This is a genomic window from Serratia sp. BIGb0163 (genome assembly GCF_024809935.1).
In the GTDB taxonomy this organism is placed as follows: domain Bacteria; phylum Pseudomonadota; class Gammaproteobacteria; order Enterobacterales; family Enterobacteriaceae; genus Serratia; species Serratia quinivorans.
Genome location: NZ_JANUDZ010000001.1, coordinates 893,114 through 918,300, shown reverse-complemented (window position 1 = coordinate 918,300; position 25,187 = coordinate 893,114). Strand labels below are relative to the sequence as shown.

The 25,187-nt window shown below is 55.8% G+C and carries 24 protein-coding genes; 9 read left to right on the top strand and 15 right to left on the bottom strand.

The genetic code is table 11. The annotated features are described in order from the left end of the window. Positions 1-60 precede the first annotated feature (60 nt). Together M2406_RS04505 and M2406_RS04500 are read right to left on the bottom strand one after the other, a co-directional pair. Positions 61-1,431, bottom strand: a complete 1,371-nt coding sequence (locus M2406_RS04505) for an APC family permease (RefSeq protein ID WP_012006491.1) — start codon at positions 1,429-1,431, stop codon at positions 61-63. A 317-nt stretch (positions 1,432-1,748) separates the two neighbouring features. Continuing rightward, entirely contained in the window at positions 1,749-3,167 is a 1,419-nt protein-coding gene (locus M2406_RS04500; RefSeq protein WP_259188901.1) for a glutamine synthetase family protein, read from the bottom strand. A gap of 239 nt (positions 3,168-3,406) precedes the next feature. Between M2406_RS04500 and puuD the strand changes: the two genes are divergently transcribed. Genes puuD through M2406_RS04480 form a run of 4 tightly spaced genes read left to right on the top strand, consistent with a single transcriptional unit; the run spans position 3,407 to position 7,526 of the window. Then, on the top strand, positions 3,407-4,168 hold the full coding sequence (puuD, locus tag M2406_RS04495) for a gamma-glutamyl-gamma-aminobutyrate hydrolase (protein WP_259188900.1): 762 nt from the start codon (positions 3,407-3,409) through the stop codon (positions 4,166-4,168). Further along, the gene (puuR, locus tag M2406_RS04490) at positions 4,165-4,722 is read left to right on the top strand and encodes an HTH-type transcriptional regulator PuuR (RefSeq protein WP_012006488.1); all 558 of its coding nucleotides are present in this window, start codon (positions 4,165-4,167) and stop codon (positions 4,720-4,722) included. The genes puuD and puuR overlap by 4 nt, the downstream gene beginning before the upstream one ends. 15 nt (positions 4,723-4,737) lie before the next feature. Then, positions 4,738-6,234, top strand: coding sequence for an aldehyde dehydrogenase PuuC (gene puuC, locus M2406_RS04485; RefSeq protein WP_112363753.1), 1,497 nt, complete (start codon positions 4,738-4,740; stop codon positions 6,232-6,234). Positions 6,235-6,245: 11 nt separating this feature from the next. Next, positions 6,246-7,526, top strand: coding sequence for an FAD-binding oxidoreductase (locus tag M2406_RS04480; RefSeq protein WP_259188898.1), 1,281 nt, complete (start codon positions 6,246-6,248; stop codon positions 7,524-7,526). A gap of 47 nt (positions 7,527-7,573) precedes the next feature. On the opposite strand, the gene M2406_RS04475 is transcribed toward M2406_RS04480, so the two are convergent. Further along, the gene (locus M2406_RS04475) at positions 7,574-8,329 is read right to left on the bottom strand and encodes an SDR family NAD(P)-dependent oxidoreductase (RefSeq protein WP_012006485.1); all 756 of its coding nucleotides are present in this window, start codon (positions 8,327-8,329) and stop codon (positions 7,574-7,576) included. 448 nt (positions 8,330-8,777) lie between these two features. Between M2406_RS04475 and M2406_RS04470 the strand changes: the two genes are divergently transcribed. Continuing rightward, the gene (locus M2406_RS04470; RefSeq protein WP_012006484.1) at positions 8,778-9,458 is read left to right on the top strand and encodes a hydrolase; all 681 of its coding nucleotides are present in this window, start codon (positions 8,778-8,780) and stop codon (positions 9,456-9,458) included. A 403-nt stretch (positions 9,459-9,861) separates the two neighbouring features. Here the strand turns inward: M2406_RS04470 and cspA are convergent, their stop codons facing one another. The 4 genes from cspA to M2406_RS04450 all read right to left on the bottom strand — a co-directional run bounded on the left by cspA (position 9,862) and on the right by M2406_RS04450 (position 12,449). Continuing rightward, on the bottom strand, positions 9,862-10,074 hold the full coding sequence (gene cspA / locus M2406_RS04465) for an RNA chaperone/antiterminator CspA (RefSeq protein ID WP_012006483.1): 213 nt from the start codon (positions 10,072-10,074) through the stop codon (positions 9,862-9,864). Between the two features lie 316 nt (positions 10,075-10,390). Continuing rightward, entirely contained in the window at positions 10,391-11,035 is a 645-nt protein-coding gene (locus M2406_RS04460; RefSeq protein WP_259188897.1) for a Qnr family pentapeptide repeat protein, read from the bottom strand. Between the two features lie 126 nt (positions 11,036-11,161). Further along, positions 11,162-11,905 (bottom strand): DUF3658 domain-containing protein, encoded by a 744-nt coding sequence (locus M2406_RS04455; protein ID WP_012006480.1) that lies wholly within the window; start codon positions 11,903-11,905, stop codon positions 11,162-11,164. 334 nt (positions 11,906-12,239) lie between these two features. Beyond that, positions 12,240-12,449 carry a hypothetical protein gene (locus M2406_RS04450; RefSeq protein WP_012006479.1) on the bottom strand — a complete coding sequence of 70 codons (210 nt, stop codon included), beginning with the start codon at positions 12,447-12,449 and terminating at the stop codon, positions 12,240-12,242. Positions 12,450-12,623: 174 nt separating this feature from the next. Here M2406_RS04450 and M2406_RS04445 point away from each other — a divergent pair, with 174 nt between their 5' ends. Beyond that, on the top strand, positions 12,624-12,974 hold the full coding sequence (locus M2406_RS04445) for a GFA family protein (RefSeq protein ID WP_259188896.1): 351 nt from the start codon (positions 12,624-12,626) through the stop codon (positions 12,972-12,974). A gap of 33 nt (positions 12,975-13,007) precedes the next feature. Here the strand turns inward: M2406_RS04445 and rhaM are convergent, their stop codons facing one another. From rhaM to rhaB, 4 genes are read right to left on the bottom strand one after another with little or no spacing between them, the layout of a single operon-like run. Next, positions 13,008-13,322: an L-rhamnose mutarotase gene (rhaM, locus tag M2406_RS04440; protein WP_112363756.1), complete on the bottom strand. Its 315-nt coding sequence runs from the start codon at positions 13,320-13,322 to the stop codon at positions 13,008-13,010. Further along, entirely contained in the window at positions 13,319-14,155 is an 837-nt protein-coding gene (gene rhaD / locus M2406_RS04435) for a rhamnulose-1-phosphate aldolase (RefSeq protein ID WP_112363757.1), read from the bottom strand. The genes rhaM and rhaD overlap by 4 nt, the downstream gene beginning before the upstream one ends. Before the next feature lie 9 nt (positions 14,156-14,164). Beyond that, positions 14,165-15,421 (bottom strand): L-rhamnose isomerase, encoded by a 1,257-nt coding sequence (locus M2406_RS04430; RefSeq protein ID WP_259188895.1) that lies wholly within the window; start codon positions 15,419-15,421, stop codon positions 14,165-14,167. Further along, complete coding sequence (rhaB, locus tag M2406_RS04425; RefSeq protein ID WP_259188894.1) at positions 15,418-16,890, bottom strand: rhamnulokinase; 1,473 nt, start codon at positions 16,888-16,890, stop codon at positions 15,418-15,420. Before rhaB ends, M2406_RS04430 begins: the two co-directional genes overlap by 4 nt. A gap of 287 nt (positions 16,891-17,177) precedes the next feature. Here rhaB and rhaS point away from each other — a divergent pair, with 287 nt between their 5' ends. Both rhaS and rhaR read left to right on the top strand, forming a co-directional pair. After that, positions 17,178-18,008, top strand: a complete 831-nt coding sequence (rhaS, locus tag M2406_RS04420; RefSeq protein WP_259188893.1) for an HTH-type transcriptional activator RhaS — start codon at positions 17,178-17,180, stop codon at positions 18,006-18,008. Between the two features lie 9 nt (positions 18,009-18,017). Next, positions 18,018-18,887 carry an HTH-type transcriptional activator RhaR gene (gene rhaR / locus M2406_RS04415; RefSeq protein WP_259188890.1) on the top strand — a complete coding sequence of 290 codons (870 nt, stop codon included), beginning with the start codon at positions 18,018-18,020 and terminating at the stop codon, positions 18,885-18,887. Here rhaR and rhaT read toward each other — a convergent pair whose 3' ends face one another. Then, positions 18,888-19,922, bottom strand: a complete 1,035-nt coding sequence (gene rhaT / locus M2406_RS04410) for an L-rhamnose/proton symporter RhaT (RefSeq protein WP_115184839.1) — start codon at positions 19,920-19,922, stop codon at positions 18,888-18,890. It lies immediately after the preceding gene. Positions 19,923-20,225: 303 nt separating this feature from the next. On the opposite strand from rhaT, the gene aldA reads away from it, so the two are divergent. Next, the gene (gene aldA / locus M2406_RS04405; RefSeq protein ID WP_259188881.1) at positions 20,226-21,665 is read left to right on the top strand and encodes an aldehyde dehydrogenase; all 1,440 of its coding nucleotides are present in this window, start codon (positions 20,226-20,228) and stop codon (positions 21,663-21,665) included. 31 nt (positions 21,666-21,696) lie between these two features. Here the strand turns inward: aldA and M2406_RS04400 are convergent, their stop codons facing one another. The 3 genes from M2406_RS04400 to M2406_RS04390 form a co-directional block, all read right to left on the bottom strand. Beyond that, positions 21,697-22,869, bottom strand: coding sequence for a Gfo/Idh/MocA family protein (locus M2406_RS04400; protein ID WP_259188880.1), 1,173 nt, complete (start codon positions 22,867-22,869; stop codon positions 21,697-21,699). A 14-nt stretch (positions 22,870-22,883) separates the two neighbouring features. Continuing rightward, a complete protein-coding gene (locus M2406_RS04395) occupies positions 22,884-23,807 on the bottom strand; it encodes a sugar phosphate isomerase/epimerase (protein ID WP_259189934.1) in 924 nt (307 codons plus the stop codon). A 217-nt stretch (positions 23,808-24,024) separates the two neighbouring features. Continuing rightward, on the bottom strand, positions 24,025-25,062 hold the full coding sequence (locus M2406_RS04390) for a LacI family DNA-binding transcriptional regulator (protein ID WP_259188879.1): 1,038 nt from the start codon (positions 25,060-25,062) through the stop codon (positions 24,025-24,027). Between the last annotated feature and the right edge of the window lie 125 nt (positions 25,063-25,187).

Here is a 25,187-nt window from a genome sequence, read left to right as displayed (position 1 = left end):
TATTTTCACTCTACTGTCCGACGGACAAAAAAGAAAGGCGGGAAACCCCGCCTGACTCAGTTATTGCTGCGGTTGTCGTTCCAGCTGCGGTGGCGGCTGGCGGAAACGCCGGGTGAGATACGCCAGGTAACCAAAGCCCATAACCGCCCAGATCAGTCCCATGGTCAGCGAGCTTTTTTCCAGGTTTAACCACAACACGCCGACAGTTAAAGCCCCGACCAATGGCAGGAACAGATAGTTGAAGCGATCCTTCCAGCTCTTGTTACGCCCCTCGCGAATATAGAAATGACTGATCACCGACAGATTAACGAAGGTAAAAGCCACCAGCGCACCGAAGTTGATCAATGCGGTCGCCGTGACCAGATCGAAAGACAGCGCAGACAGTGCGACCAGCCCCACCAGCAACACGTTGAGTGATGGCGTGCGCCATTTCGGGTGGATATAGCCGAAATATTTTTCCGGGAACACGTTATCGCGCCCCATCACATACAACAGCCGTGAAACGCTGGCATGCGATGCCAGGCCCGAGGCCAGGGTGTTGATAAAGGTGACGCACAGGAAAATCGACTGGAACAGCTTGCCGCCCACGTACAGCGCAATTTCCGGCAGTGCCGCATCCGGCTGATGGAACCGCTGAATCGAAGGGAAAAACAGTTGGATAAAGAATGACACGCTGATGAAGATCACCCCACCATACAGCGCGGTCAGAAAGATAGCGCGCGGGATCACCCTGGCGGCATCGGGCGTTTCTTCACATAGCGTGGTCACCGCATCAAAGCCGAGGAAAGAGAAACACAAGATGGTGGCGCCGGTGATGATCGGCAGTAAATGCGCATTTTCGCTGACGAAGGGTTGCAGGCTCCATACCGTCCCCAGTCCTTCACCGTTGTGCAGGCCACGTACCACCAGGAAGATAAACACCACAATGATTGCCACCTGGGCCAGTACGAACAGAGTATTGAAGTTGGCCACCAGATTGACGCTTTTCAGGTTGATGGCGGTAATGATAATCACAAAGCCCACCACCCATATCCACGGCGGCACTTCCGGGAATAACGCCGTCAGGTAAATTTTCGCCAACAGGGTATTGATCATCGGCAGGAACAGATAATCGAGCAGTGAAGACCAACCCACCAAAAAACCGACGTGCGGATTTATGGCTTTCTGCGCATAGGTGTAGGCTGAACCGGCGGTCGGGAACTGGCGCACCAGCTTGCCGTAGCTGATGGCGGTAAACAGCACGCCGGCCAGCGCCAGTAAATAGGAGGCCGGTACGTGACCGTCGGTAAGGCCGGAGACGATGCCGAAAGTGTCGAATACCGTCATTGGCGTCAGATAGGCCAGGCCCATCATCACCACTTGCCACAGCTTCAGGCTTTTACGCAGTTGCGGCTTTGCTGCCTCATTGATGTCAGTCACATTAGTCGTCATGGCTCTTCCCCTCGTTGTCCTCTGCTGGTAACCGTTTAACGTCATTCAGAGAGGCCGCGGGGAAACTGCTGCTCAGGCGGCGGGAAGTGCGGTTTAAAGACAATAAAACTCGGCCAGCGGCTGGCCCGTATTCACTGCGGCACAGGCAGATGCCTGCGCAGACGGATGAAACAGTTATGGCTGTCATGGTTATTTCCTCGCCGGCGTCCTGTACGCCAAAGTGGAAGCAATGCTTTACCGCAGCGCGCAGCATCGCAGGCCACAGGATAGCCGGCGGAATGCGCCATACGCGCGCGGTAGGATTGGCGTCGAGCGGGTCAGGCGTTTTTCAGCATCCACTCGATTTCGGTTTCGGTGATCAGGCGCTCAAACTGCACCAGCTCATCCGTTTTACAAGCCAGGTAAACATGGCTGAACCTTTCGCCCAGCAGGGCATTCAGTACCGGCTGATGCTCAAACTCATACAGCGCATCGCTTTGGCGGATCGGGAACGGTAGCCCCTCCTGCTCCAGCCCGTTGCCGGTCACCGGCTCTTGCAGCGGCAGGCTGGTTTCCAGGCCGTAGACAATGCCGGCCAGAATGGTCGCCATAACCAGATAAGGGTTGGCATCCGCACCGGCTACGCGATACTCCACGCGATGACTGTCGCGATCGCCGCAGGGAATGCGCAGCGCCACGGTGCGGTTGTTATGGCCCCAGGACGCCTGGGTCGGCACGTACATGCCCGGCTGGAAACGACGATAGGCGTTAACGTTCGGTGCCAGCAACGCAATAGAAGAAGGCATCAGGGCAATCATCCCGGCCAGCGCCTGTTTCAGCAGCGCGGAGTCTTCACCGTCGTCGTCTGCCAGTACGTTGTTGCCCTGCCGGTCCAGCATGCTGATATGCACGTGCATGCCGCTACCGGCGTGTTCTTCGTAGGGTTTGGCCATAAAGGTGGCCTGCATGTTGTGGTTTTCCGCCACCATGCGGATCAGGCGTTTTAATGCCAGCGCGTGGTCACAGGCCTGCAGGACGTTGTCGGTATGATGCAAATTGACTTCAAACTGGCCGGGTGAAGCCTCCGCCACCGCACCGTCTGCCGGCAGGCCCTGCATACGCGCCAATTCGTCAATCTCGCTCAGCACGTCGGCAAAGTGGTTAAGATTATCGACCGAGTACACCTGGCTTTGGGTATTGCGCTCCTGAGTGCCCGGCGCACACGGCGGCTGCAGATAGCCTTCCGAATCGCGCTGGCGATCGATGAGATAGAACTCCAACTCTACCGCTACTACGGGGGATAGCCCGCGCTGACGCAAACGCTGCCACACTCGGTTCAGCACATTGCGCGGTTCAACGTCAAAGGGAGTACCATCTTCATCGAGCATGGTGAGCAACACCTGGCCGATATATTGCGGATCCGCCGCCGACGGTGTCAGGGTGCCCAGCACCGGCACGCAGATATGATCCGGCTCACCCAGCTCCTGCCCCAGCCCGGCCTCCTCAACCACATTGCCGAGAATATCCATCGCAAACACCGACGCCGGGAAGTAACACCCCTTCTCCAGTTTGCTCAACCCAGCGACCGGAATACGTTTGCCGCGGAAGCTGCCGTTAAGGTCGGTCAGCAGAACGTCAACGTGCTGAGTTAATGGATAACGCTCCAGGTAGTTCTTCACTTCACGCTGGAACGCGCTACTTCGCTTTTCTTCATGATGCTGAACAAAGTTTTCCACTTCTACTATGTTGGTCTGCATGATTCACCCGCCATGTATGTTTTTGTCTGTGGTTCTCACACTTATTGCCGTCGATGTTTTTTGACCATCTTGCTCAATATAATGTCCACCAATGAAACATAGATGCAACAAAATTGTTTTGCAAGTGTTACTTTGAGTTTGAATATTGCCCATTTGACTGCTAGATTTATAAAATATTGAACGAAAACGGCAGTGGAGAAGCTTATCGTTCATAATTTCGAACATACCAAGGGGACAGCATGGGCAATATATTTAACAGACCAGTGGTCGGCGTAGTGATGTGCAGGTATAGGTTAAACGGGCACCTCACTCAGACCTTGCAAGAAAAGTACCTAAATGCCGTAGTCGCTGCCGGAGGGCTGCCAATCGCCCTGCCACACGCGCTGGCTGAGCCGAAACTGCTGGAAGAATTGCTGGAGCACCTCGACGGTATTGTGCTGCCAGGCAGCCCCAGTAATGTGCAGCCGCACCTTTATGGTGAAAACGGCGATGAGCCTGATGCCGATCCTGGGCGAGATGAATTGAGCCTGGCGCTGATACGCCACTCGCTCAACAGGCGCATTCCCCTTTTCGCCATTTGCCGCGGCATGCAAGAAATGGTGGTCGCCAGCCAGGGCACCCTGCACCGCCGGCTGTTTGAATTACCCGAACTGCTCGAGCACCGTGAAGATCACGACCTGCCGCTGGAACAACAATACGCCCCCGCCCACGAAGTCATCGTTCAGGAAGGCGGCCTGCTCTCGCAACTGATACCGGATTGCAACAGATTCTGGGTGAACTCACTGCATGGCCAGGGGGCAAAAACCCTTGGCCCCGGCGTACGTATTGAGGCCCACGCCGCCGATGGGTTGGTGGAGGCCATCAGCCTGCGCGACCAGCCTTTCGCGCTGGGTGTGCAATGGCACCCGGAATGGAACAGTGAGGAGTACGCTCTGTCACGCCTGCTGTTTGAGGGTTTCATTAGCGCCTGCCGGAACTATCAAAAGGAAAAACGCCCATGAGCGATGTCAGCTTGGCACCGGGAAAACGCCTGTCGCAAATCCGCCAGCAATTGGGATTGTCGCAGCGCCGCGCGGCCGAACTGTCTGGATTAACCCACAGCGCCATCAGCACCATCGAGCAGGACAAGGTCAGCCCGGCCATCAGTACCTTGCAAAAACTGCTGACGGTGTATGGGCTGTCACTGTCGGCGTTTTTCGCCGAACCGGAAATACCGGATGAACCACAGATTGTGATCGACAGCCAGGATCTGATTGAGATTGGCAGCCAGGGGGTATCGATGAAGTTGATCCACAACGGCGACCCTAATCGCACCCTGGCGATGATGATCGAAACCTATGAACCGGGTACCACCACCGGCGAACGCATCAAGCATCAGGGGGAAGAGATTGGCACCCTGCTGGAAGGCGAAGTGGTTTTGCAGGTCAACGGGCAGGCCTATCACCTGTCGGCCGGGCAGAGCTACGCCATCAACACCGGCATTCCCCATAGTTTCAGCAACACGTCGGCGCGGATTTGCCGGATTATCAGCGCCCATACGCCGACGACATTCTGATCAACGGAGCAAGGTATGGACTTCCACCATTTGCAGTATTGGCAACACCGGGCGCAGGCCCTGAAAATTGAGAACCGACTGTTTATCAATGGCCGCTATCAGCAGGCCGCCGAAGGCCAAACCTTTGCCGTGGAGGATCCCGCCGGGCAACGTGAGTTGACCCAGGTTGCCCGGGGCACCAGCGTCGATATCGATCTGGCGGTCAGCGCAGCGCGTGAAGTATTTGAGCGCGGTGACTGGTCCAGGGCGGCTCCGGCACAGCGCAAAACCACTTTGTTGCAGTTGGCGAACCTGATGGAACAGCATCAGGAGGAACTGGCGCTGCTGGAAACGCTGGATACCGGCAAACCGATCCGCCACAGCCTGCGCGATGACGTACCGGGAGCCATCCGCTGCCTGCGCTGGTATGCCGAAGCGGTCGACAAGGTTTATGGCGAAATCGCCCCCACCGGCGGTGATGCGCTGGCGTTGATTGAACGCGAGCCTATCGGCGTGGTCGGCGCTATCGTGCCGTGGAACTTTCCGCTGTTATTAGCCTGCTGGAAACTCGGCCCGGCGCTGGCCACCGGCAACAGCGTGATCCTTAAACCCTCTGAAAAATCCCCGTTGACCGCCATCTATCTGGGCAAGCTGGCCCAACTGGCCGGATTGCCGGACGGCGTGCTGAATATTGTTCCAGGCTACGGTCACGATGCCGGCAAGGCATTAGCGCTGCACAACGACGTCGACGCCCTGACCTTCACCGGATCCACCCAGGTCGCCAAACAACTGATGATTTACGCCGGCCAATCCAATATGAAACGAGTCTGGCTGGAGGCCGGCGGCAAGAGCGCCAATATCATCTTTGCCGACTGCCCGGATCTGGACAAGGCCGCGCAGAGTGCCGCCGCCGGCATCTTCTATAATCAGGGACAGGTGTGCATTGCCGGCACCCGGCTGTTGGTGGAAGAAAGTATTCAGCAAGAGTTCTTACAGGCGCTACGACGACATGCGGCAGCCTTCACCCCAGGCGATCCTCTCGATCCGGCGACGGTGATGGGCACGCTGATCGATCAGGGCCACTGCGAGAAAGTGGCCGACTACATCGAACAGGGCCTGAGCCAGGGTGCCGACCTGTTCCTCGACGGCCGCGAACACCCACAGAGCGGCCATGTCGGCTACCTCGGCCCGACCATTCTTACCCAGGTGGATAACACCATGAGCGTGGCGCGTGACGAGATTTTTGGCCCGGTATTAGCCGTCACCAGTTTTAGCGGTGAACAGCAGGCCATGCAGTTGGCCAACGACAGCGACTACGGTCTGGGCGCCGCCATCTGGACGCGTGACCTGTCCCGCGCCCACCGACTGGCACGCCAGTTAAAAGCCGGTACGGTGTTCGTCAATAACTACAATGACGGCGATATGACGGTCCCCTTCGGCGGCTACAAGCAAAGCGGCAACGGTCGCGACAAATCGCTGCACGCGCTGGAAAAATTCACCGAACTGAAAACCACCTGGATTTCGCTGGAATAAGGGCAAATATCATGACTGAACATGTAAAAAGCTATTATGCGGCCTCGGCCAACAGCCACGCGCCCTACCCGCAGCTGAATGACTCTATTGAATGCGACGTCTGCATCGTCGGCGGTGGCTATACCGGTCTGTCTTCCGCACTGTTTCTGGTAGAAGCCGGCTATAACGTGGTGCTGCTGGAATCTGCGCGCATCGGTTTCGGCGCCAGCGGCCGTAACGGCGGCCAATTGGTCAACTCTTACAGCCGCGATATTGACGTGATTGAACAACGTTATGGGGCAGAAAGCGCCCGCGTTCTTGGCAGTATGATGTTTGAGGGCGCAGAGATCATTCGCAGCCGTATCCAAAGGTACGCCATCGAATGTGACTATCGCCCCGGCGGCATCTTCGCCGCACTGAACAACCGGCAATACCATGCGTTGGTCGAGCAGAAACAGAACTGGGAACGCTACGGTAATACTCAACTTGAGCTGCTGGACGCCGGGCGTATCCGTCAAGAGGTCAATAGCGAGCGCTACGTCGGCGCGCTGCTGGATCATAGCGGTGGTCATATTCATCCATTGAATCTGGCACTCGGGGAAGCCGAAGCCATTCGCCTGCAGGGTGGGCGGATCTTCGAACAATCGGCCATGACCAACATTCGCCACGGCGAACCGGCGATGGTCAGTACCGCTAATGGGCAGGTGAAGGCGCGTTATGTGATCGTGGCCGGTAACGCTTATCTGGGCGATAAGCTGGAGCCAAGACTGGCCAAATGCAGCATGCCGTGCGGCACGCAGGTGGTTGCCACCGAGCCGCTGGCACCGGAAGTGGCGCAGTCGCTGATCCCACAAAATTACTGCGTCGAGGACTGCAACTATCTGCTGGATTATTATCGTATAACCGGTGATAACCGCCTGCTGTACGGCGGTGGTGTGGTGTACGGTGCCCGCGATCCGGACGATATCGACAATCTGATCCGCCCGAAACTGCTGAAAACCTTCCCACAGTTAAAAGGGGTAAATATCGACTACCGCTGGACCGGCAATTTCCTGCTGACGCTGTCGCGTATGCCACAGTTCGGCCGACTGGAAAACAACGTCTATTACATGCAGGGCTACAGCGGCCACGGCGTGACCTGTACCCATCTGGCGGGTAAATTGATTGCCGAGTTAATGCAGGGCGATGCGGAACGCTTCGATGCCTTTGCCAAACTGCCGCACCTGCCGTTCTTCGGCGGCCGCAACCTGCAAATTCCGTTTACCGCCATCGGCGCGGCCTACTACACACTGCGCGATCGGATCGGGGTGTAAAGCACGCAGGCCCGGCGTTTAGCCTTGCCGGGCCTGATGATTAACGCTTAAACAATCTTCGGTTGGCCGTCTGAGGCGGTCGCCCCACCGTCAACCGGGATATTGGCACCGTTGATAAAGCTGGCGTCGTCACTGGCCAGGAATGCCATCACCGCAGCCACTTCTTCCGGCTCTGCCGCCCGGCCCAAAGCAATGCGTTCGTTGAATTTGTCGCGGATCTCCTGCGGCCAGCCGTTGGTCATATTGGTTTTTACCAGGCTCGGGCACACCGAGTTCACCCGCACGCCGTCACCACCGTGATCGAGCGCCATGGCACGCGTCAGGTTTACCACTGCCCCTTTGGCCGCACAGTAATATGCCGCGCCCCAGTCGCCGCCCAGGCCTGAGACCGATGCGGTGTTAACGATGCAGCCTTTGGTTTTCAGCAGATACGGCATGGCAAATTTGGAACAGAACACCACGCCGTCAATATCGACCCCGGCAATGCGACGCCAGTCAGCTACGCTGGTTTCCAGTACGCTACCCGCAACGTGCACACCGGCATTGTTTAACAGCACGTCGATGCGGCCCAATTTCTCCGCGACTTCGTTCATCATTTTTTCAACCGCGACGTGGTCAGAAACGTCGATATGCACCGCCAGTGCCTTGCCTTTCGGCAGCGAGGCCGCCACTTTATCTACCGCTTCCTTTGCCCAGTCAGCCAGCACCACGGTTGCGCCCTCAGCGGAAAACCGGCGTGCCGCCGCTTCCCCCATCCCGTTGCCTGCCCCAGTGATGATGACCACTTTATTGTCGAAACGCATAAGAACTCCTCCATGTGAATGTATTTTCATAAATCATACAAATACTGATTGAGTCCGAGGATAAAACTCATGGGCGGAGAGGGACAGTCAAAACGTGCGGTTTACTAATCATAAAGAGGTATCTAGTGCAAATTCAATGCGCTAAGTCAGGCATTATCGGAATTAGGCCAAGTGTTTGATAGGGTTAATAAAATTCATTGCAGTGACTATTCCAGCTGTGCATTATCACCTATCAATAAGTCCCGTACCGGTGCGATAACGCAGTTGGCGTGCACAAAAAACCATCGCCTTCACCTGCCTTTATCGTTCCTTAAATAGAACGATGCATCCTGAGTTAACCCTCTAGCGGAATTTTCCCCTGCCCCTACACTGTTTCCAAACACTGAGATTACATCTTGGTTAGGCAGCATTAATTGTTTTCAACGTCCCGATTACAGAGGAATAAAAGATGAGCACTCCAGCAAACTTTAATGGTCAGCGTCCTGTTATTGATGCCAATGACGCGGTCATGTTGTTGATTGACCACCAGAGTGGCCTGTTTCAAACCGTCGGCGATATGCCAATGACGGAACTGCGCGCTCGCGCTGGTGCCCTGGCCAGTATCGCTACGCTTAGCAAGTTGCCGGTCATTACCACTGCATCAGTACCGCAAGGTCCGAATGGCCCTTTGATCCCTGAGATCCACCAAAATGCCCCGCATGCGCAATATGTGGCGCGCAAAGGTGAGATCAACGCCTGGGATAACCCGGACTTTGTTGCAGCCGTTAAAGCGACCGGCCGCAAAACTCTGATTATCGCCGGTACCATCACCAGTGTTTGCATGGCCTTCCCGTCGATCAGCGCCGTTGCCGAAGGCTATAAAGTCTTTGCCGTTATCGACGCCTCGGGTACCTATTCGAAAATGGCGCAGGAAATTACCCTGGCGCGTGTGGTGCAGGCAGGTGTGGTACCGATCGATACCGCCGGCGTGGCCTCTGAACTTCAGGGCAGCTGGAATCGCGAGGATGCACAACAATGGGCCGAGGTTTACACCAAAATCTTCCCTGCGTATCAACTGCTGATTGAAAGCTACGTTAAAGCCCAGGACGTAGTGAAAAATAACGAAGTGCTGGATTCCCAGCGCGACTAACGCTCCTGCTCTGGCTGGTCTGCTTCCCCCTGGGCCAGCCCTGTTCACCTGAGCAATATGCATAAAAAAACCCCGGCTTTCGGCCAGGGTCATCAATGTTTGTCGGTCACTTTCCCGACTGTCATGTTATGGCGTAAGCGTCCGTCCAACACTCCAACCTTACGCAGCCTAAGCACAACTTTTTCACAACAGCAAAATAGACTCAATCGCGGCCGCTATTATTATTACGACGCCAATCTTTTTTGCTGTTGCCAATAACTATTGCTATTGGAATATTCTGAATATAAATATTTTAGATAAACTCCGGGTAATCCCGGAGTTTATTCAGGTAATTCTTTTATTTCTTAGCTGCTCCGGTTTACACCTTCTTCGCTATCGTAAGAAATAAAACACTACCTATAAATTATAAAACTACTACGTTGCCGGCAGAAGGACCCTTCTGACCGTTTTCGATAGTGAATTCAACGCGCTGACCTTCATCAAGCGTTTTGAAATCATTGCTCTGGATAGCGGAGAAGTGCACGAACACGTCTTTGCTGCCGTCTGCCGGGGAGATAAAGCCAAAACCTTTACCTGCATCAAACCATTTTACCAAACCAGTCATTTTAGTAGACATAGATATTTCCTTTATATTTTTGAGACGCCATAAGGCGATTGAGGTCTGTTTTTATTGGAAACTTACTTGGGCACTAGAGAAGGAAATTCGCGGAAGAAGAGGTATCTATGGGATATCACTAATACTGAGAACTGCTTTACTAAAACTGCTTTCATAAGGTCTGTACTACAAACCGATGACGCTATTTATACACGAGGTATTTATTTAAGCAAGGAATATTTATTATAATATTTATACACACCATTTATTATTCAACCACTGCTACCCCCTTAGCCGTACCCCGTAAGGGCCTGACGGCCCCAGAGTGCTAAAAGGCTTAGCCAATAACCGCAATACCCAGCCGCTCCATTATCTGAAACACCTGATAGCTGTCCAGCTTCACGCCCTGCAGATCGGTGCTGCGCAGATCCAGCTCACCCAATTCCGAGTTGGTCAAATCACAATGGGTAAAGTTGGCGGCACGCCAATCAAACGACGCAAACTCGCCACCGGAAAGATCCGAACCGCTAAAAGTCGCTCCCAGGATCTGTGCACTGTTCCAGCGGTTTTCCCATAGCTCGCACTTCTCCAGTACCACTTTCGAAAAATTGGCGTAGCTCAGGTTGCTTTTGGTGATGTATGCGCTGCAAAACCAGGTGCGTGGGGTGATCATATTCATAAAGCTGGTGCCGCGAAAGTCTGCGCCCTGTGCCCGACACTCACGGATTTCAATACCTAACGCGCTGGCATTTCTGAAGTCCGCCATCGACAGGTCACAGTTTTTGAAGCTGGCATCTTTCAATAAGGCGCGGCTGAAATTACCGCCCTGTTGGCTCTCGCGGTCATAAAACTGACAGTCGATAAATTCGGTCCCCGTCAGGTCGGTGCCCGAAAAATCGCAGTTGATAAAGCTGCCGTTTTCAATTTTTTCGCCGGTAAACCGGTTACGAACAATCTTTTCACCATCCAACTTCAGCGTCATCGCACCACACCTGTTTATTTATACAGTCAGTGAGGCATTATAAGCAGATCTGCTGGCCAGTGAAAAACGTTTTGCCCGGTTTTTCCGCTGCACAGCACAAAAAACACAGCGAGAGGAAACTGGGGCTTAAACCTGCCGCACCTGAAGGCGATTCATGTTTACCCCGCCATTCTGCGCCTGCAACACGCCCTGTTCAATTAACGCGTACAGCCGGAAATTCAAAAAGGTGTCGCCCACCGAATAGGGAGTATTCACCATGGCGTTTCCCACCACCCTGGAGCCCTGGGTATACTCGCTCGGGCAATGTTCCAGCAGCAGCGGATCGTAGTAATCCAACGCTTTCCCCTGCACTTCTCCCTGGGTAAAAATCCTCACGGGTGCAGTGTCCGCCAACAACCGCCGCCAGTCTTCAATGAGCGCCGCTTTATCTTCTTGAGTCAATTCACGCCGACGGATCCACAGCGGCTCCAACATTTCAGCCGGACACCAGTTGGTGCTCATCCGCCCGGTGTGTTCGGTGACGTTAACCACAAAGACCTGCCGCTCGCCGATCAGCGGCAACAGCGCGCGCAACATCAGTTGCTCATCGGGGTTATCGCCAATCCACAGAGTCACCTGACCAGTGACGGCGGCTAGCTGTATTTTCAGGCTTTCCATCGCCGTCAGGCGCTGTGAAGAAGTGTCCCACTCCGGCGCGTAAACCGATTGGTGCAGATCGCGAAACCAGCAGGACCTCGCCTGCTGTCCCTGATCATCATCCAGCGCACACAGAGGTCCGAATGACAAGGTATCGGTGAAATCCAGAACGTTTTCTCCCGGGTAGGCCAACCGCACGCAGCCCCCCGACAGTGCGATATGCACATCCTTCATCAATGCTCTCCTCCGTCTGTTCCCTAAAATAATCCTGAAGGAATTCTGCCAACATTTTTGCGCCCTCACTAGATAAAAAATCCGAATTTGCCTGCCCGAATGACACAAAAAAACTGCACCTTACTCAGTTGGTATCCAACTTTTTGGGTGCAGTTCACTTGGGCGGTTCAGACTACTGACAAAGCCCGTTGTTAGGGAGAGCGTGCCGAAGGGGTCGTAGCGGCTTGCCCGCCGGAGCGCCCCTCGGTGCGCTAGGCCCGGGTATCTCGGATTCAAAGACAACTTTGTTATCACACTAAACCGCCCTCGGGCGGTTAATTACCGCTGGCGGAATTTATTTCAGCGCTTCCTGGATCGCATCAGCCATCGGGCCAATGTGCTTTTCAGCGGCCTTCAACTGAAAATCCACACCGTTGCCGTCGTTGGTATCAGACAGCGTGGCCTTGATCAGCTCCAGCGCCGCCTGCACCGCCACCAGTCTTTTATGTTGCTCATCCGTGATCGGTTTGGAGCTCATCGTGGTCGGATAGTATTGCTCTAACATCGTTCTCTCCTTGTGATTAGGCTAGTGGCCAACTTAACAGAATTTAAAGATATTTCTAATGGATCGAGCCACAGAATCCATATTCTCTGCGGTAATGTATTCCATGGTCAAATCAACATGGTGAATAAGTGAACTATAATTGGGCGAACTGAGGTTTTCAGCAGGTAGTCGATTATGTCATTTCAAGGTAGCTGTCACTGCGGCGCCGTCACCTTCACGGTGAATGCCGAACTGCCCCATGAGGCTCTAAGTTGCAACTGTTCAATCTGCCGCCGTAAAGGCATGTTGCTGGCGTTTTTCCCGATCGGCAGCTTTGTGCTGCACAGCGGTGAAGGGCTACTTCGCGGTTATACCTTTAACAAACACATCATTCAGCACCAGTTCTGCCAGACCTGCGGTACTGAGGCTTTTGCCTACGGAAAAGGCCCGGACGGTGCGGCTATGTGCGCCGTCAATCTTCGCTGCGTGCCGGAATTGGCGCTGGATTCGTTGAAAATCCATCCGTTTGACGGCGCCAGCGCCTGAATGGTAATCAGGCGGGATGCTCCCGCCTGCCCACTACTCCAGATAAAACACTTCGGTTAACGCCTCGCTCACCGGGCTGTTATCGGCATGGCTGGGCATCAATTCACGCATCGACAACCACCAGCGTTGACATACCTCGGTAGCCGCGACGGCCTGCCAACGCGCTTCTGACTCAATCTCCACCACTGCAAACAGCAGGTTGCGACCGCTATCAAGGAAAATACTGTAGTGGTGCGCGCCGTGCTGCTTTAAGGTCTGCGCCAGCTCCGGCCAGACTGGCGTATGGCGCCGCTGATATTCCTGATGTGCTTCGGGGTATACCTGCATGACAAACGCCTTGCGGATCATAGCTCACGTACCACATTCAGCGCCGCCGCCCAGGGCTTAACCTCAAAGCGTTCGCCAAGCGCGATCAACTGCGTTTTGCTGATGGTTTGCTTCATCCCTTTCATCGACAACACCTTCACCAACACCTGGGCCGATTTTTCTGCGGTGTCGATCAGGCCGAAGGCCTCGTCCAAAGAGGGGCCGCTGGCGAAAATACCGTGGAACGGCCACAGTACCAACGAATGCGACCCCATCTGCTGCGAGGTTTGCTCACCAATGCCGTCGGTACCCGGCACCATCCAGGGCACGATACCCACGCCGTCCGGGAACACCACCAGGCACTCGGTACTCCCTTCCCACAGCATGCGGGTGAAGCTCGCCGAATCCAGCTCCAGCACGTAGCTCAGGGCGATTAGGTTGGTGGCGTGGCAGTGCATAATCACCCGGTCACGCCCCTCGGTCAGGGTTTTGCGCACGCAGTGTGACTGCAAGTGCGATGCCAGCTCCGACGTCGGCAAGCCGCCGTTGCTCAGCCCCCAGTGGATACTGTAGGCGTGACCATCCTCGCTAATGCGCAGCAATACCAGGCTATCGGCCGGATCGAGCTGCACATTGCGGAAAAACTTGCCGGAGCCGGTCACCAGAAACCAACAGTTAGCCAGTTCAACCGCCGGTTGGCTCAGTTCGACGCGGCGTGGTTGCGGATAAAAATCCGCCGCGAACGGCTGTACCTCTTCGTCCAGCAGGCGCAGGCTGACGTTGCCGCCGTTACGTTCGTCCCAGCCCTTCAGCCACATATCCGCGGTGGCTTTCACCATGCCCTGAACAAACCATGAAGAAAGAAGTTGTTGCATACGGCGCCCTTAACGTTGATTGAGAATTTGTTTTTCGTATTGACGAACTTCGCCGAGCCAACCGGCATCGGCGGGCACCTCATGGCGCAGGCAGTACATCTCCCAAACCGCCTGCCACGGCAGCGATTTCTGCTCTTCCAGCATTGCCAGCCGTGCGGTGTAGTCGCCGTCATTTTCCAGCCGACGCAGTAATTCCACCGGCTCCAACAACGCGCGCAGCAGTGCCTTACGGGCATTGCGCGTGCCGATCACCCAGGCAGCGATGCGGTTGATAGAAGCATCAAAGAAATCGAGGCCGATATGCACCTTGTCAAACAGGCCGTGACGCACAATTTCGTGGGCGATGGCCTGGGTTTCGTCATCCAGCAGCACCACGTGGTCGCTGTCCCAGCGCACCGGACGGCTGACGTGCAGCAACAAACGCGGCACGAACAGCATGGCGGTGGAAATTTTGTCGGAAATCACCTCGGTCGGATGGAAATGTCCGGCATCCAGCGTCAGCGCTACCTGGCGGCTGGTGGCATAGCCCAGATAGAACTCGTTGGAACCGACGGTGTAGCTCCCTGCACCAATGCCGAACAGTTTGCTTTCCACCGCGTCGATATGGTGGCGGGGATCCAGCGGTTGGCTGAAAACCTCATCCAGCGCGCTTAGCAGGCGTTGGCGCGGAGCCATACGATCGACAGTGAGGTCTTTCATGCCATCCGGCACCCAGACGTTCATTACCGACGGCGTGCCAAGCTGTTCGCCGAAATAGGCCGAAATCCGGCGGCTGGCCTGACAATGTTCGATCCAAAAGCGCCGAATCGCCGGATCGGCATGGGCCAGGGTGAAGCCGTCGCCGCTCAGGGGGTGTGAAAAACAACTCGGGTTAAAATCCAGCCCCAGTCCCTGCGTCTTGGCCCATTCCACCCAATGGCTAAAGTGCACCGGTTCAATGGCGTTACGCTCCACCGGCACCTCGCTTTCCAGATAGATTGCATGCAGGTTCACCCGCTTTGGCCCCGGGATCAGCGACATGGCCCGCTGCAGATCGGCGCGCAACTGGTTGGCATTGGTTGCCCGGCCCGGATAATTGCCGGTGGCCTGAATACCGCCGGTCAGCGCCCCCTGCGGATTCTCAAAGCCGCGCACGTCATCCCCCTGCCAGCAGTGCATTGAGATCGGAATACGATCCAATTGCGCCAGCGCCTGCTCGACGTCGATGCCGAGATCCTCAAAACGCATTTTGGCGAACTCATACGCCTGTTCAATAAGTCGGGTCATAAGCAAAGCTCCTTGGTCGCGGGAATAAGCATCTGGAACCGCTGCCAGTTGGCCGTAAAGGCCTCGAACGGCTGCGGCGAAAAAGTCTGTTGCGGGAAGTTGTCGGTCACCAATTGCCGGAAAGCGGCGACATCCGCCACCTCACCCAGCGCGATCAGTTGGCTGCCGAGGTTGCCCAGCGTCGAAGCTTCGACGGGCCCGGCCGACAACGGGATGCCGCAGGCGTCGGCACAAAGCTGGTTGAGCAACGGGTTCTGGCTACCACCACCGACGATATGCAGATGGCTGAAGGGATGCCCGCGCAGAGCCTGCAACTCGCCCAGCACCAGTCGGTACAGCATCGCCAGGCTGTCGAAAATACAGCGCGCCAGCGCCGGAGGCGTTTGCGGTGTCGGCATTCCCTGCTCCACACAGGCCTGCCGGATCTCTTGCACCATCGATATCGGGTTGATAAAACGCGGATGGTTGGGATTGATCAAAGTACGGCAACCCGGCTGTGCCGCTGCCTGTTCGACCAGTTGGCACAGGTCGGTGATATTCAGTTCCTCGCACACCCGTTGCAGCAACCACAGGCCCATGATGTTTTTCAACACCCGATACCGCCCTTCCGCGCCGCCCTCGTTGGTCACATTGGCCGCCAGCGCTGCCGCACCGGTGTAGGGATGCTGACTCTCAAAACCCATCAACGACCAGGTACCGGAGCTGAGATAGGCGGCGTGTTTACCCCGTAACGGCGTTGCCAGCACGGCGCTGGCGGTGTCATGAGTGGCCACCGCAATGACCGGCACTTGCGCCCCATTGGCCATTCGCCAATGGCCGAGGGTGTTGCCCGGCGGGGTCGGACGACCGAACCAGGCCGCTTTGGCACCGGCCCAGGCCAGCAACGCCGGATCCCAGTCTCCACTGTGAATATTCAGCAATTGGCTGGTGGTGGCGTTGGTATATTCCCAGTTCAATTGCCCGGTAAGCCGGTAATGCAGGTAATCCGGGATCAACAAGGCATGGGCGACGCTTGCCAGCAATTCAGGGTGGCGCCGGCTGAAGGCACGCAATTGGTAAAGGGTATTAAAAGGCAAAAACTGGATACCGGTGCGCTGATACAGCCATTGCGCCCCCATTTCGTGCTGCGCCTGTTGCATCAGCCCGTGAGTGCGAGCGTCGCGGTAAGCGACCGGTAACCCGACGCGCCGCCCTTCGTTATCGAGCAGCAAATAATCCACGCCCCAGGTATCGATACCTATGCTGTCCGGCGTGATGCCCTGCTGGTCCAACTGTTGCAACCCCTGACGTATGGCGTGCTCCAACCCGTCGATATCCCAACAGTCGTGGCCGTCGATCGACACCAGATGATTACTGAAGCGGGTGATTTCCTGCAGGCTGATTGTCCGGTCGTCGGATTGATAGCGCCCCAACATCACACGGCCGCTGGAGGCACCAAGATCGATGGAGACAATGTTACGAGTGGTCATGGGGTGGCTTCCTGATGAATCGATGGCATCAGTCTAAAACCCCAGATAAACGGCACCTTATCACCACTGCCAGCCCAGCGAACGGGCTGGCAATACGGCAAAGATTTACGCGATACAGCTCACGTTTTGTTTTTTTACCGCCTGTGACGCTGCACGCACTTTGGCACTTTTCCGCGCCATTCTTGATAAATGAACGTCACATGACGGCTTTTGGCGTTGCAAATTAAAGGCGACCACCCGACGCCTCCTTTAGTATCTGTTACAAATTGGTTAACGGAGATCGAAAGATGGCTATCCTGCACGGCAGTGATTTTTTCGCTTCAAGCCCCTATCCGGTCGCTATTGAACCCCGGGAGCCGCAGTCGAGTTTTCCTGAACATCATCATGATTTTCACGAAATTGTGATTGTGGAACAGGGCGCCGGTACCCACGTGCTGAACGGCCGGCCACAAAGGCTATGCAGCGGCTGCGTATGTTTTATCCGCGATTACGATCGGCATCTTTACGAGCAAACCGAAAATCTCCATCTGACCAACGTACTGTACCGCGGCCCCAACGCCTTCCGTTTTCTTGCCGGATTGGAACAGTTGCTGCCGCAGGCGGGCAATGAACAATCGCAGCCGCACTGGCGCATCAACAATAAGCTGCTGACACAGGTACAAGTCATTATTCAGCGGCTGGAGCAGACCCCTGCGACCTTCAGCCTGGAACATTTGGCACAGCAGGAGTTGCTGTTTATGCAATTGCTGGTGCTGCTACGACAGGGCGGTATCACAGCCTCGATTGACGATCAGGAAGGCCGTCTGCGGCGGCTATTGGACTGGCTGGCGGAAAACTACAGTGATGAGATCAAATGGGATGAGTTGGCCGATCGTTTTTCTCTGCCCTTGCGCACCCTGCATCGCCAGATGAAAAAGCAGACCGGCAACACGCCGCAGCGTTACCTCAACCGGCTGCGGCTGTTGCAGGCACGGCAAATGCTGCGGCAGGATGAAACGCGCATCACCGATATCGCCTACCAATGCGGATTTGGTGACAGTAATCACTTTTCCACGCTTTTCAAACGCGAGTTCGGCTATTCCCCCCGTACTCTACGGCAGAACGATTTCTTAACCTGAGGTGCCATGGTGAAAAGCCCCCTTCTGTTGGCCAAAGAGGATTATCTGCCGTCGGCACTGATGCCGGTGGCGGTAGCCGATCGTGCCCCCCAATCGACATTTCCGCCGCACATTCATGAGTTCAGTGAGATCGTGATTGTCTGGCGCGGCAACGGCATGCATGTCCTGAACGATCAGCCCTGGCGGGTGACCTGCGGGGATATGTTTTATATCCGCGCCCCTGACTGCCACAGCTATGAGTCGGTCAACGACCTGGTGCTGGACAATATACTCTACTGCCCGGAACGTTTCCGACTGGCGATCGGCTGGGTGGAACTGCTGCCACCGGACAACGCTCAGCACCAATCTCACTGGCGTCTGACCACCCGGGGTATGGCACTGGCACGCAGTGTGATCCAGCAGTTGGCGCTCGAAAGCCGTAAAACCGACCTGCTGTCGATCCAGCTCACCGAGGCGCTATTTCTGCAACTGGTGCTGATCCTGCGTCGCCATCGTTATGCCGTCGGCCAGGACGACCAACTGCCGGAAGGCGAACAGCTGGATTTGCTGATGGCCGCCGTTCAGAGTGACAGCGGCGCACGTTTTGAACTGGAAGCTTTCTGCCAACGCCATCAACTGGCAGAACGCAGCCTTAAGCAGCTGTTTCGCCAGCAGACCGGCATGACCATCAGCCACTACCTGCGCCAGTTGCAACTCTGCCGGGCCAAATCTCTGCTACGCGGCAGTGATGAACTGATCGGTGAAGTGGCCGCCCGCTGTGGCTTTGAGGACAGCAACTATTTTTCTGTGGTGTTCACTCGGGAAACCGGCATCACCCCCAGCGCCTGGCGCCAGCGCTTTAAACACGCCGAGCGCCCTGCCGCCGGGGTAAAACGCTGATCAGCCCGCCATGCCCAAACCGACAACATTGGCAGCCACAATGATCGTCAAACAGCCGATGCACAATACGCTGACCGGGCGACGGCCGGCATTTTTCCACTCTCTGAGCAACAGCCCGACCAGACCGCCGCACAGCACATAGAAGCTCATGTGCAGCATCCAACTGATAAAGTCATACTGCTCGGGAATGTTGGCGTGGCCCCAGGCATAGAAGAAGAATTGCAGATACCACATGGTACCGCCGAGTAACGAGAACAGTACGTTGGCCACCAGCAGCGATTTGGCCAGCGAGAAATCGGCCTTGACCGACAGATCCGTCTTGACCGCCAGACGGATAAAACAGTAGGCCAGGTTAACCAATGCCCCGCCCCCCATGATCACCACGTAGCTCGGCAGCGCCACATACAGCGGATCGATCCCCAAATCCGCTGCGGCCTGATGCATCGGTTTGGCGGCGTCCATGGCAAACGACATACCGGCGGAGAAGATGCCGCACATCACCGCCAACAGCAGCCCTTTACGCAGGTTGAACTCTTCAGCGCGAATGCCCATCGCCCGTTCTTTCAGCACCCCGGCCCACGAAACTATCACCACACCGAGCAAGGCAATCGCCACCCCAAGCAGCGTCAACTGCCCCCCGGCGGAACTGAACAACGCCACAAAGCGCCCCTGTAACAGCGGGGTCATCAGGGTGCCCACCACCAGCGTGATGCCAATGGCGATGCCAATTCCCATCGACATGCCCAGATAGCGCATGGTCAGGCCGTAGTTGACGTTACCAATGCCCCACATGGCACCAAACAGGAACACCGGTAGCAGGGTAGACAGGTCAAAAGAACTGTAATAGCGCCAGAAATCCGGCAGCAGCACGTAGCTCACCGCCCAGGGCAGGATTAACCACGACATCAGGCCACCGATCGACCACATGGTTTCCCATGACCAGCGGCGCACTTTTTTAAATGGGGCATAAAAACAGGCGGCGCTGGCGGCGCCCACCAGATGCCACAGAATTCCCAACATGACAGCATTATTCATTGTTTTTGATTCCTTCGTTGCTTGTGATGAGGACAAAAAACAGGCGTGAAGGAGTCTATGAATATTGTCCGGCGCGCAACCTTAGCCTGACTGCCAGTTCTGACGGAAGCTGGCAAAAAACCAGAGGTATCACTGACCGGGATCACAAATTCATTGCAAGGCTGCACGGGTGGCAGGCATTGGCCTGAGGAGCCTGCTCTGGCTGCCATTCTGACGACGAGGCTGGCAGTGAGGCAAAGGTTTTTAACACAGGAAGGTCATTACCATAACAAGGCGTTAATAATATTCCTGTGGAGCCCTGCGATGACCCAGAACCAAAAACGGATGTATATAAACGGTGAATTTATTGCCCACAATACTGGGCGCTGGATTGATGTCATCAACCCGGCCACCGAGCAAGCGATCATGCAAATCCCGCAAGGTGGTGCAGACGAGGCCAGGCTGGCCATTGATGCTGCCGAAGCCGCACAGCCAGGCTGGGAAGCGCTACCTGCGGTTGAACGTGGCCGGTGGCTACATCGACTGGCCGAAGGCATACGCTACAGAGAGCCGGAGCTGACGAAGTTGATCGTCACCGAAGGCGGTAAAACACCTGAATTGGCCAAGGTGGAAGTGCTGTTTACTGCCGACTACCTCGACTATATGGCCGAGTGGGCGCGCCGCTATGAGGGGGAGATTATCCAAAGCGACCGGCCGAATGAAAACATCTTCCTGTTCAAAAAAGCCATCGGCGTGGTGGTTGGCATCCTGCCGTGGAACTTCCCGTTCTTCCTGATTGCGCGTAAGGCCGCCCCGGCGTTGGTGACCGGCAATACCATCGTGATCAAACCCAGTGAACTGACGCCGGGCAATGCGTTGCTGTTTGCCGAAATCGCGGATCAGATTGGCCTGCCACCGGGCGTGTTTAACCTGGTGACCGGCTACGGGCCGGAGCTGGGTCAGGCACTGGTGGCTAACCCGAAGGTGGGCATGGTCAGCCTGACCGGCAGCGTCGGGGCCGGTATCGCCACGCTGCACGCTGCGGCAGACAACGTCACCAAGGTGTCGCTGGAGTTGGGCGGCAAGGCCCCGGCAATTGTGATGGCCGACGCCGATCTCGACCTGGCGGTCAAAGCCATCGTCAGCTCACGCATCATCAACAGTGGGCAGGTGTGTAACTGCACCGAACGCGTTTACGTACAGCGGGAGATTTATCCGCAGTTTATTGCCAGGCTGACCGAGGCTTTCCGTCAGGTCACCTTTGGCAACCCTGACCAACAAGCCGGGCTGGATATGGGGCCATTGATCAGCGCCGAGGCGGTTCAACGAGTGGAAGATAAAGTGACGCGGGCGGTCAGCCAGGGCGCAACGTTGGTGATGGGCGGCAAGCGCGAGGCCCGCAGCGGGTACTTTTTCCCACCCACCCTGCTCTGCGACGTGCAGCAAGAGATGGAGATCATGCATCAGGAAATTTTCGGCCCGGTGCTGCCGGTCTGTTGCTTCGACAGTTTTGAGCAGGCGATCGCTATGGCTAACGACAGCGAATATGGCCTCACTTCGTCTGTTTTCACCCGTGACCTCAACGTGGCGATGATGGCGATCAAACAATTAAAGTTCGGCGAAACCTACGTCAACCGTGAAAGCTTTGAAGCGATGCAGGGTTTCCATGCCGGTTGGCGTAAGTCCGGTATTGGCGGCGCCGATGGCCGCCACGGATTGGAGGATTATCTGCAAACACAGGTCGCCTATCTGCAATTCCGGTGATTAATGCCTGTTAAGGCCCCGATACGGGGCCTTAACGAAACTCCACCCAGCTGGCACCGGCATCGGCGGAGCGCACACAGTTTTCGACCCAACGCACCCCCATCGTCCCGGCAGCAACGTCGGGGTACCAAAAATCGGCCAGAAAATCCCGATCCCGCCGATCGGCAGCATCCATCGCCAGGGCAAAGCGTCGGTACAGATTTGACCAGGCTTCAAATAACCCCTCCGAATGACCACCACCAATCCGATCGTCCGCCAGGGCTATAGGATCCAGATAGGACATACCGCGTTCCAGAATGCGTACCGGTTCGCCCTGCACCTCAAATCGCAGTTGGTTCGGCTGCTCGTCCCACCACTCCAGGCTGGCCTTCTCACCGACAACTCGAACCTTCTGCCCGTGCATCGAACCACTGTTAACCGCAGAGCACCACAGGGAGCCAACGGCACCATTGTCATACTCCATCAGCACATAGGCATTGTCCTCCAGCGGCGCCCGCGTTTTGACAAAACTCTGGCGGCTGCACATCAGGCGTTTGACCTTTAGCTGCGGCACCATGGTTTCCGCCAGGAACAAAGGATGGGTAGCCAAATCACCCAATACGTAGCTGGGGCCGACAAAACGGGGATCCACCCGCCAGCGGGTGCTGGGGTTATCCAGCTCCACCGCCGCCGCATGGAACCCGTGCGCAAATTGCATGTTGATAATGCGGATCTCACCCAGCAGGCCGTCGGCGATCATCTGCCGGGCCTGAAGGATCAACTGGTGTCCGGCGTAGCCGTAGGTAACCCCGATAATTTTATGCTGTTTTTGGCTCAGTTCGACCAGCGCCTGCGCTTCTTCAACGGTGAAACACAGCGGTTTCTCGCACACGACATGCAGGCCAGCGGCCAGTGCCGCCTGGCAGATGGCAAAGTGGGTATTATTGGGGGTGGCAATGGAAACCGCCTCGATGCCATCCACTCTGGCAGCCTCTTCGCGAAATAACGTAGCGTAATCCGGATAACAGCGCTCCGCTGCGATCCCCAGGCTCTGTCCAAAAAGACGCCCTCGCTGCGCGTCAATATCAAACGCCCCGGCCAACAGGGAGAAAGTGCCATCGCGCAGTGCCGCAGAACGATGAATATAACCAATCTGACTGGTTCCGCCGCCGCCAACCATCCCCCAGCGCAAGGATCGTTCCAAAGGTTTAATGCCGTTGATCATCACGTTTCTCCTGATTAAAAACCGAGGGTTCGTAAATAGTTGAGGCTTTCCGTTACATCACTCAGGCTGCCCTGCGCATGACGTGGGTCGCGCTCCTGCTCAATGGTGATCCAACCCTGATAACCCCGCGTCATTAATAATTCCCGCACCGCCGGGTAATCGATCGCCCCCTTGCCCAATGGACACATCACTCCCTGCGCGCAGGCAGTGAAGAAATCCAGCCCACTCGCCAGCACCTGGTGGAATACCTGCGGGTTAACATCCTTGAAGTGCAGGTAATCGATGCGCGCAAAATAGCGGTCAATCCAGGTGGCCGGGTCCATGCCTGAGTAATACAAATGCCCGGTGTCCAGGCACAGCCCGGCGATTTGGTGAGGAATTTGCTCGACCAGTTGCTCAATTTCATCGGCGAATTCGATACAACCACCGGCATGCGGATGCACTACCGGCCGCACGCCATATTCCTGCCAGGCAATTTTGCCAAGCGTCATGATATGGCCGATCATCCGCTGCCAGTCCGCCTGGGTAAGTCGCGGTGCCAGTAACGACTGCCCGGCAAATTTGGCACGCTGAGGATTACCGAAATCAATAATCACCAGATATGGCGGTGAGAAATTACCGGTATTTATAGACTGCGCCCTGGCAGTCTGTGACAAATTTCGGCAAATGTTATGTGTCAGTTCAAGGAGATAGCTAAAGTTTTGTTCGCTGACCAGATCGTCGAAAATGGTGCCGGCCACCAGCGACAGTCCGTGCCGCTGTAATTCGGCGCTCAGGATATCGGCATCGGTGGGCAGATAGCCCCAGGGCCCCAGCTCGATGCTGCGATAGCCGGCAGCGTTCGCCTCCTGCAGCACTTTGCTGTAAGGCGGAAGATGCGGGTTTTTAGGGTCATCCACACCCCAACTACAGGGCGCATTGGCAATCGGCAAACTCATCATTTTTATTCCGGGTCGAAGTCGAAGTGACCTCAGTATTAAATAAACGTTTCGAAACCGGCAACGATGAAACTTTCATTTTTTGATGGCGATCGCGTTAATCGCGTTAATTTTGATAGTTTAAATGATAGTTTTTTATCAAAACCAGACGGGCCGAAGCGCCTGGGAGATTGGGAGATTTATAATGAAAAACGGCTCCACCAGAGGGAGCCGACTATCAGAGGTTTTCTTTGGTGATCAGATCAAAGCGGTTAATGGTGTGACTAAAACCGGAGGAGCCGCTAACGGTGGCGGCGACAAAAGTGCTGATGACTGACGCCGCAAACTCGGCAATTCGATGCCTGAGCATCAGATCCAGCGTACCGTCGATCAGCGCCATTTCGCCGCCTGCAACCGGGCCATGGCAAATCAGCATCACCTGATGCTGCCTGCCGCTTTCCCGCAGCGCAGCAATAATCCCTTCCACACCCCCGCAGGGTGCATACAGAGCCACCAGATTGGGATGCTGCTCCAGCAAGGTTTGAGTGACTTGTCTTGCGCTTTCGGCCCGTTCATGACTGCGTACCGGCTCAAGCACCCGCTGACCACTCAGGTGTTCGCGCAGGTAAGATCGAAAGCTGATTTCGCAGGTTTCCTGACACAGAAAACGGTTATCGCCGATAATGACCCCGACATCGCCCTGCCGATGGCACAAGCGCTCCACCGCCCAGCCGGCGGTACGACCTGCCTGCTGGTTATCCCAGCCGATATAACCGGCACGGCTGTGTACCGATAAATCCGACAGCAACGTGAATACCTTTACCCCCTGCCTGCTAGCCTCTTCCACCGCAAAACGGATCATCGGGTTATCCAGCGCCAGCACGCCGATCACATCCACACTTTGGCTTAACCGTGTGATGGCGGCAGCGGTGTCGCTGACCGCGCTGATATCATGAAACATGAACTGTGGCGGGTGCTCAGCGTCGTAATAGGGTGCGGCCTGTTCCAGCAGGCTATCCGCCAATTGTGCGTAGAACGAATGTTCCTTGCGCAGCAGGATAAAGCCCATTTTAATCCGTGCGGCTGGTTGGCCCATCGTCTCAAACAGTTGATGCGATTTCTCTAGTGCGAAGCCTAATTTGTGCGCCGCCGCAATGACCCTGCGTGCCGTTTCCGGCCGTACTGTTGCGCGCTGGTTTATTACCCGATCAACCGTAGCGATACCAACATGTGCCTCTCTGGCAATGGCGGCCAGGGTGGTTTTCTTGCCTGCCATAATCGTCTTCCTCATGATTTTGATAAAAACTATCATGTCCCAGCCGCCCATAGAAATCAGGCTGCCGTTTTTGTGTGATCGGGCGCGTTAATAGCGTAATACGACAGACAGGGTTTAGCGGTAAA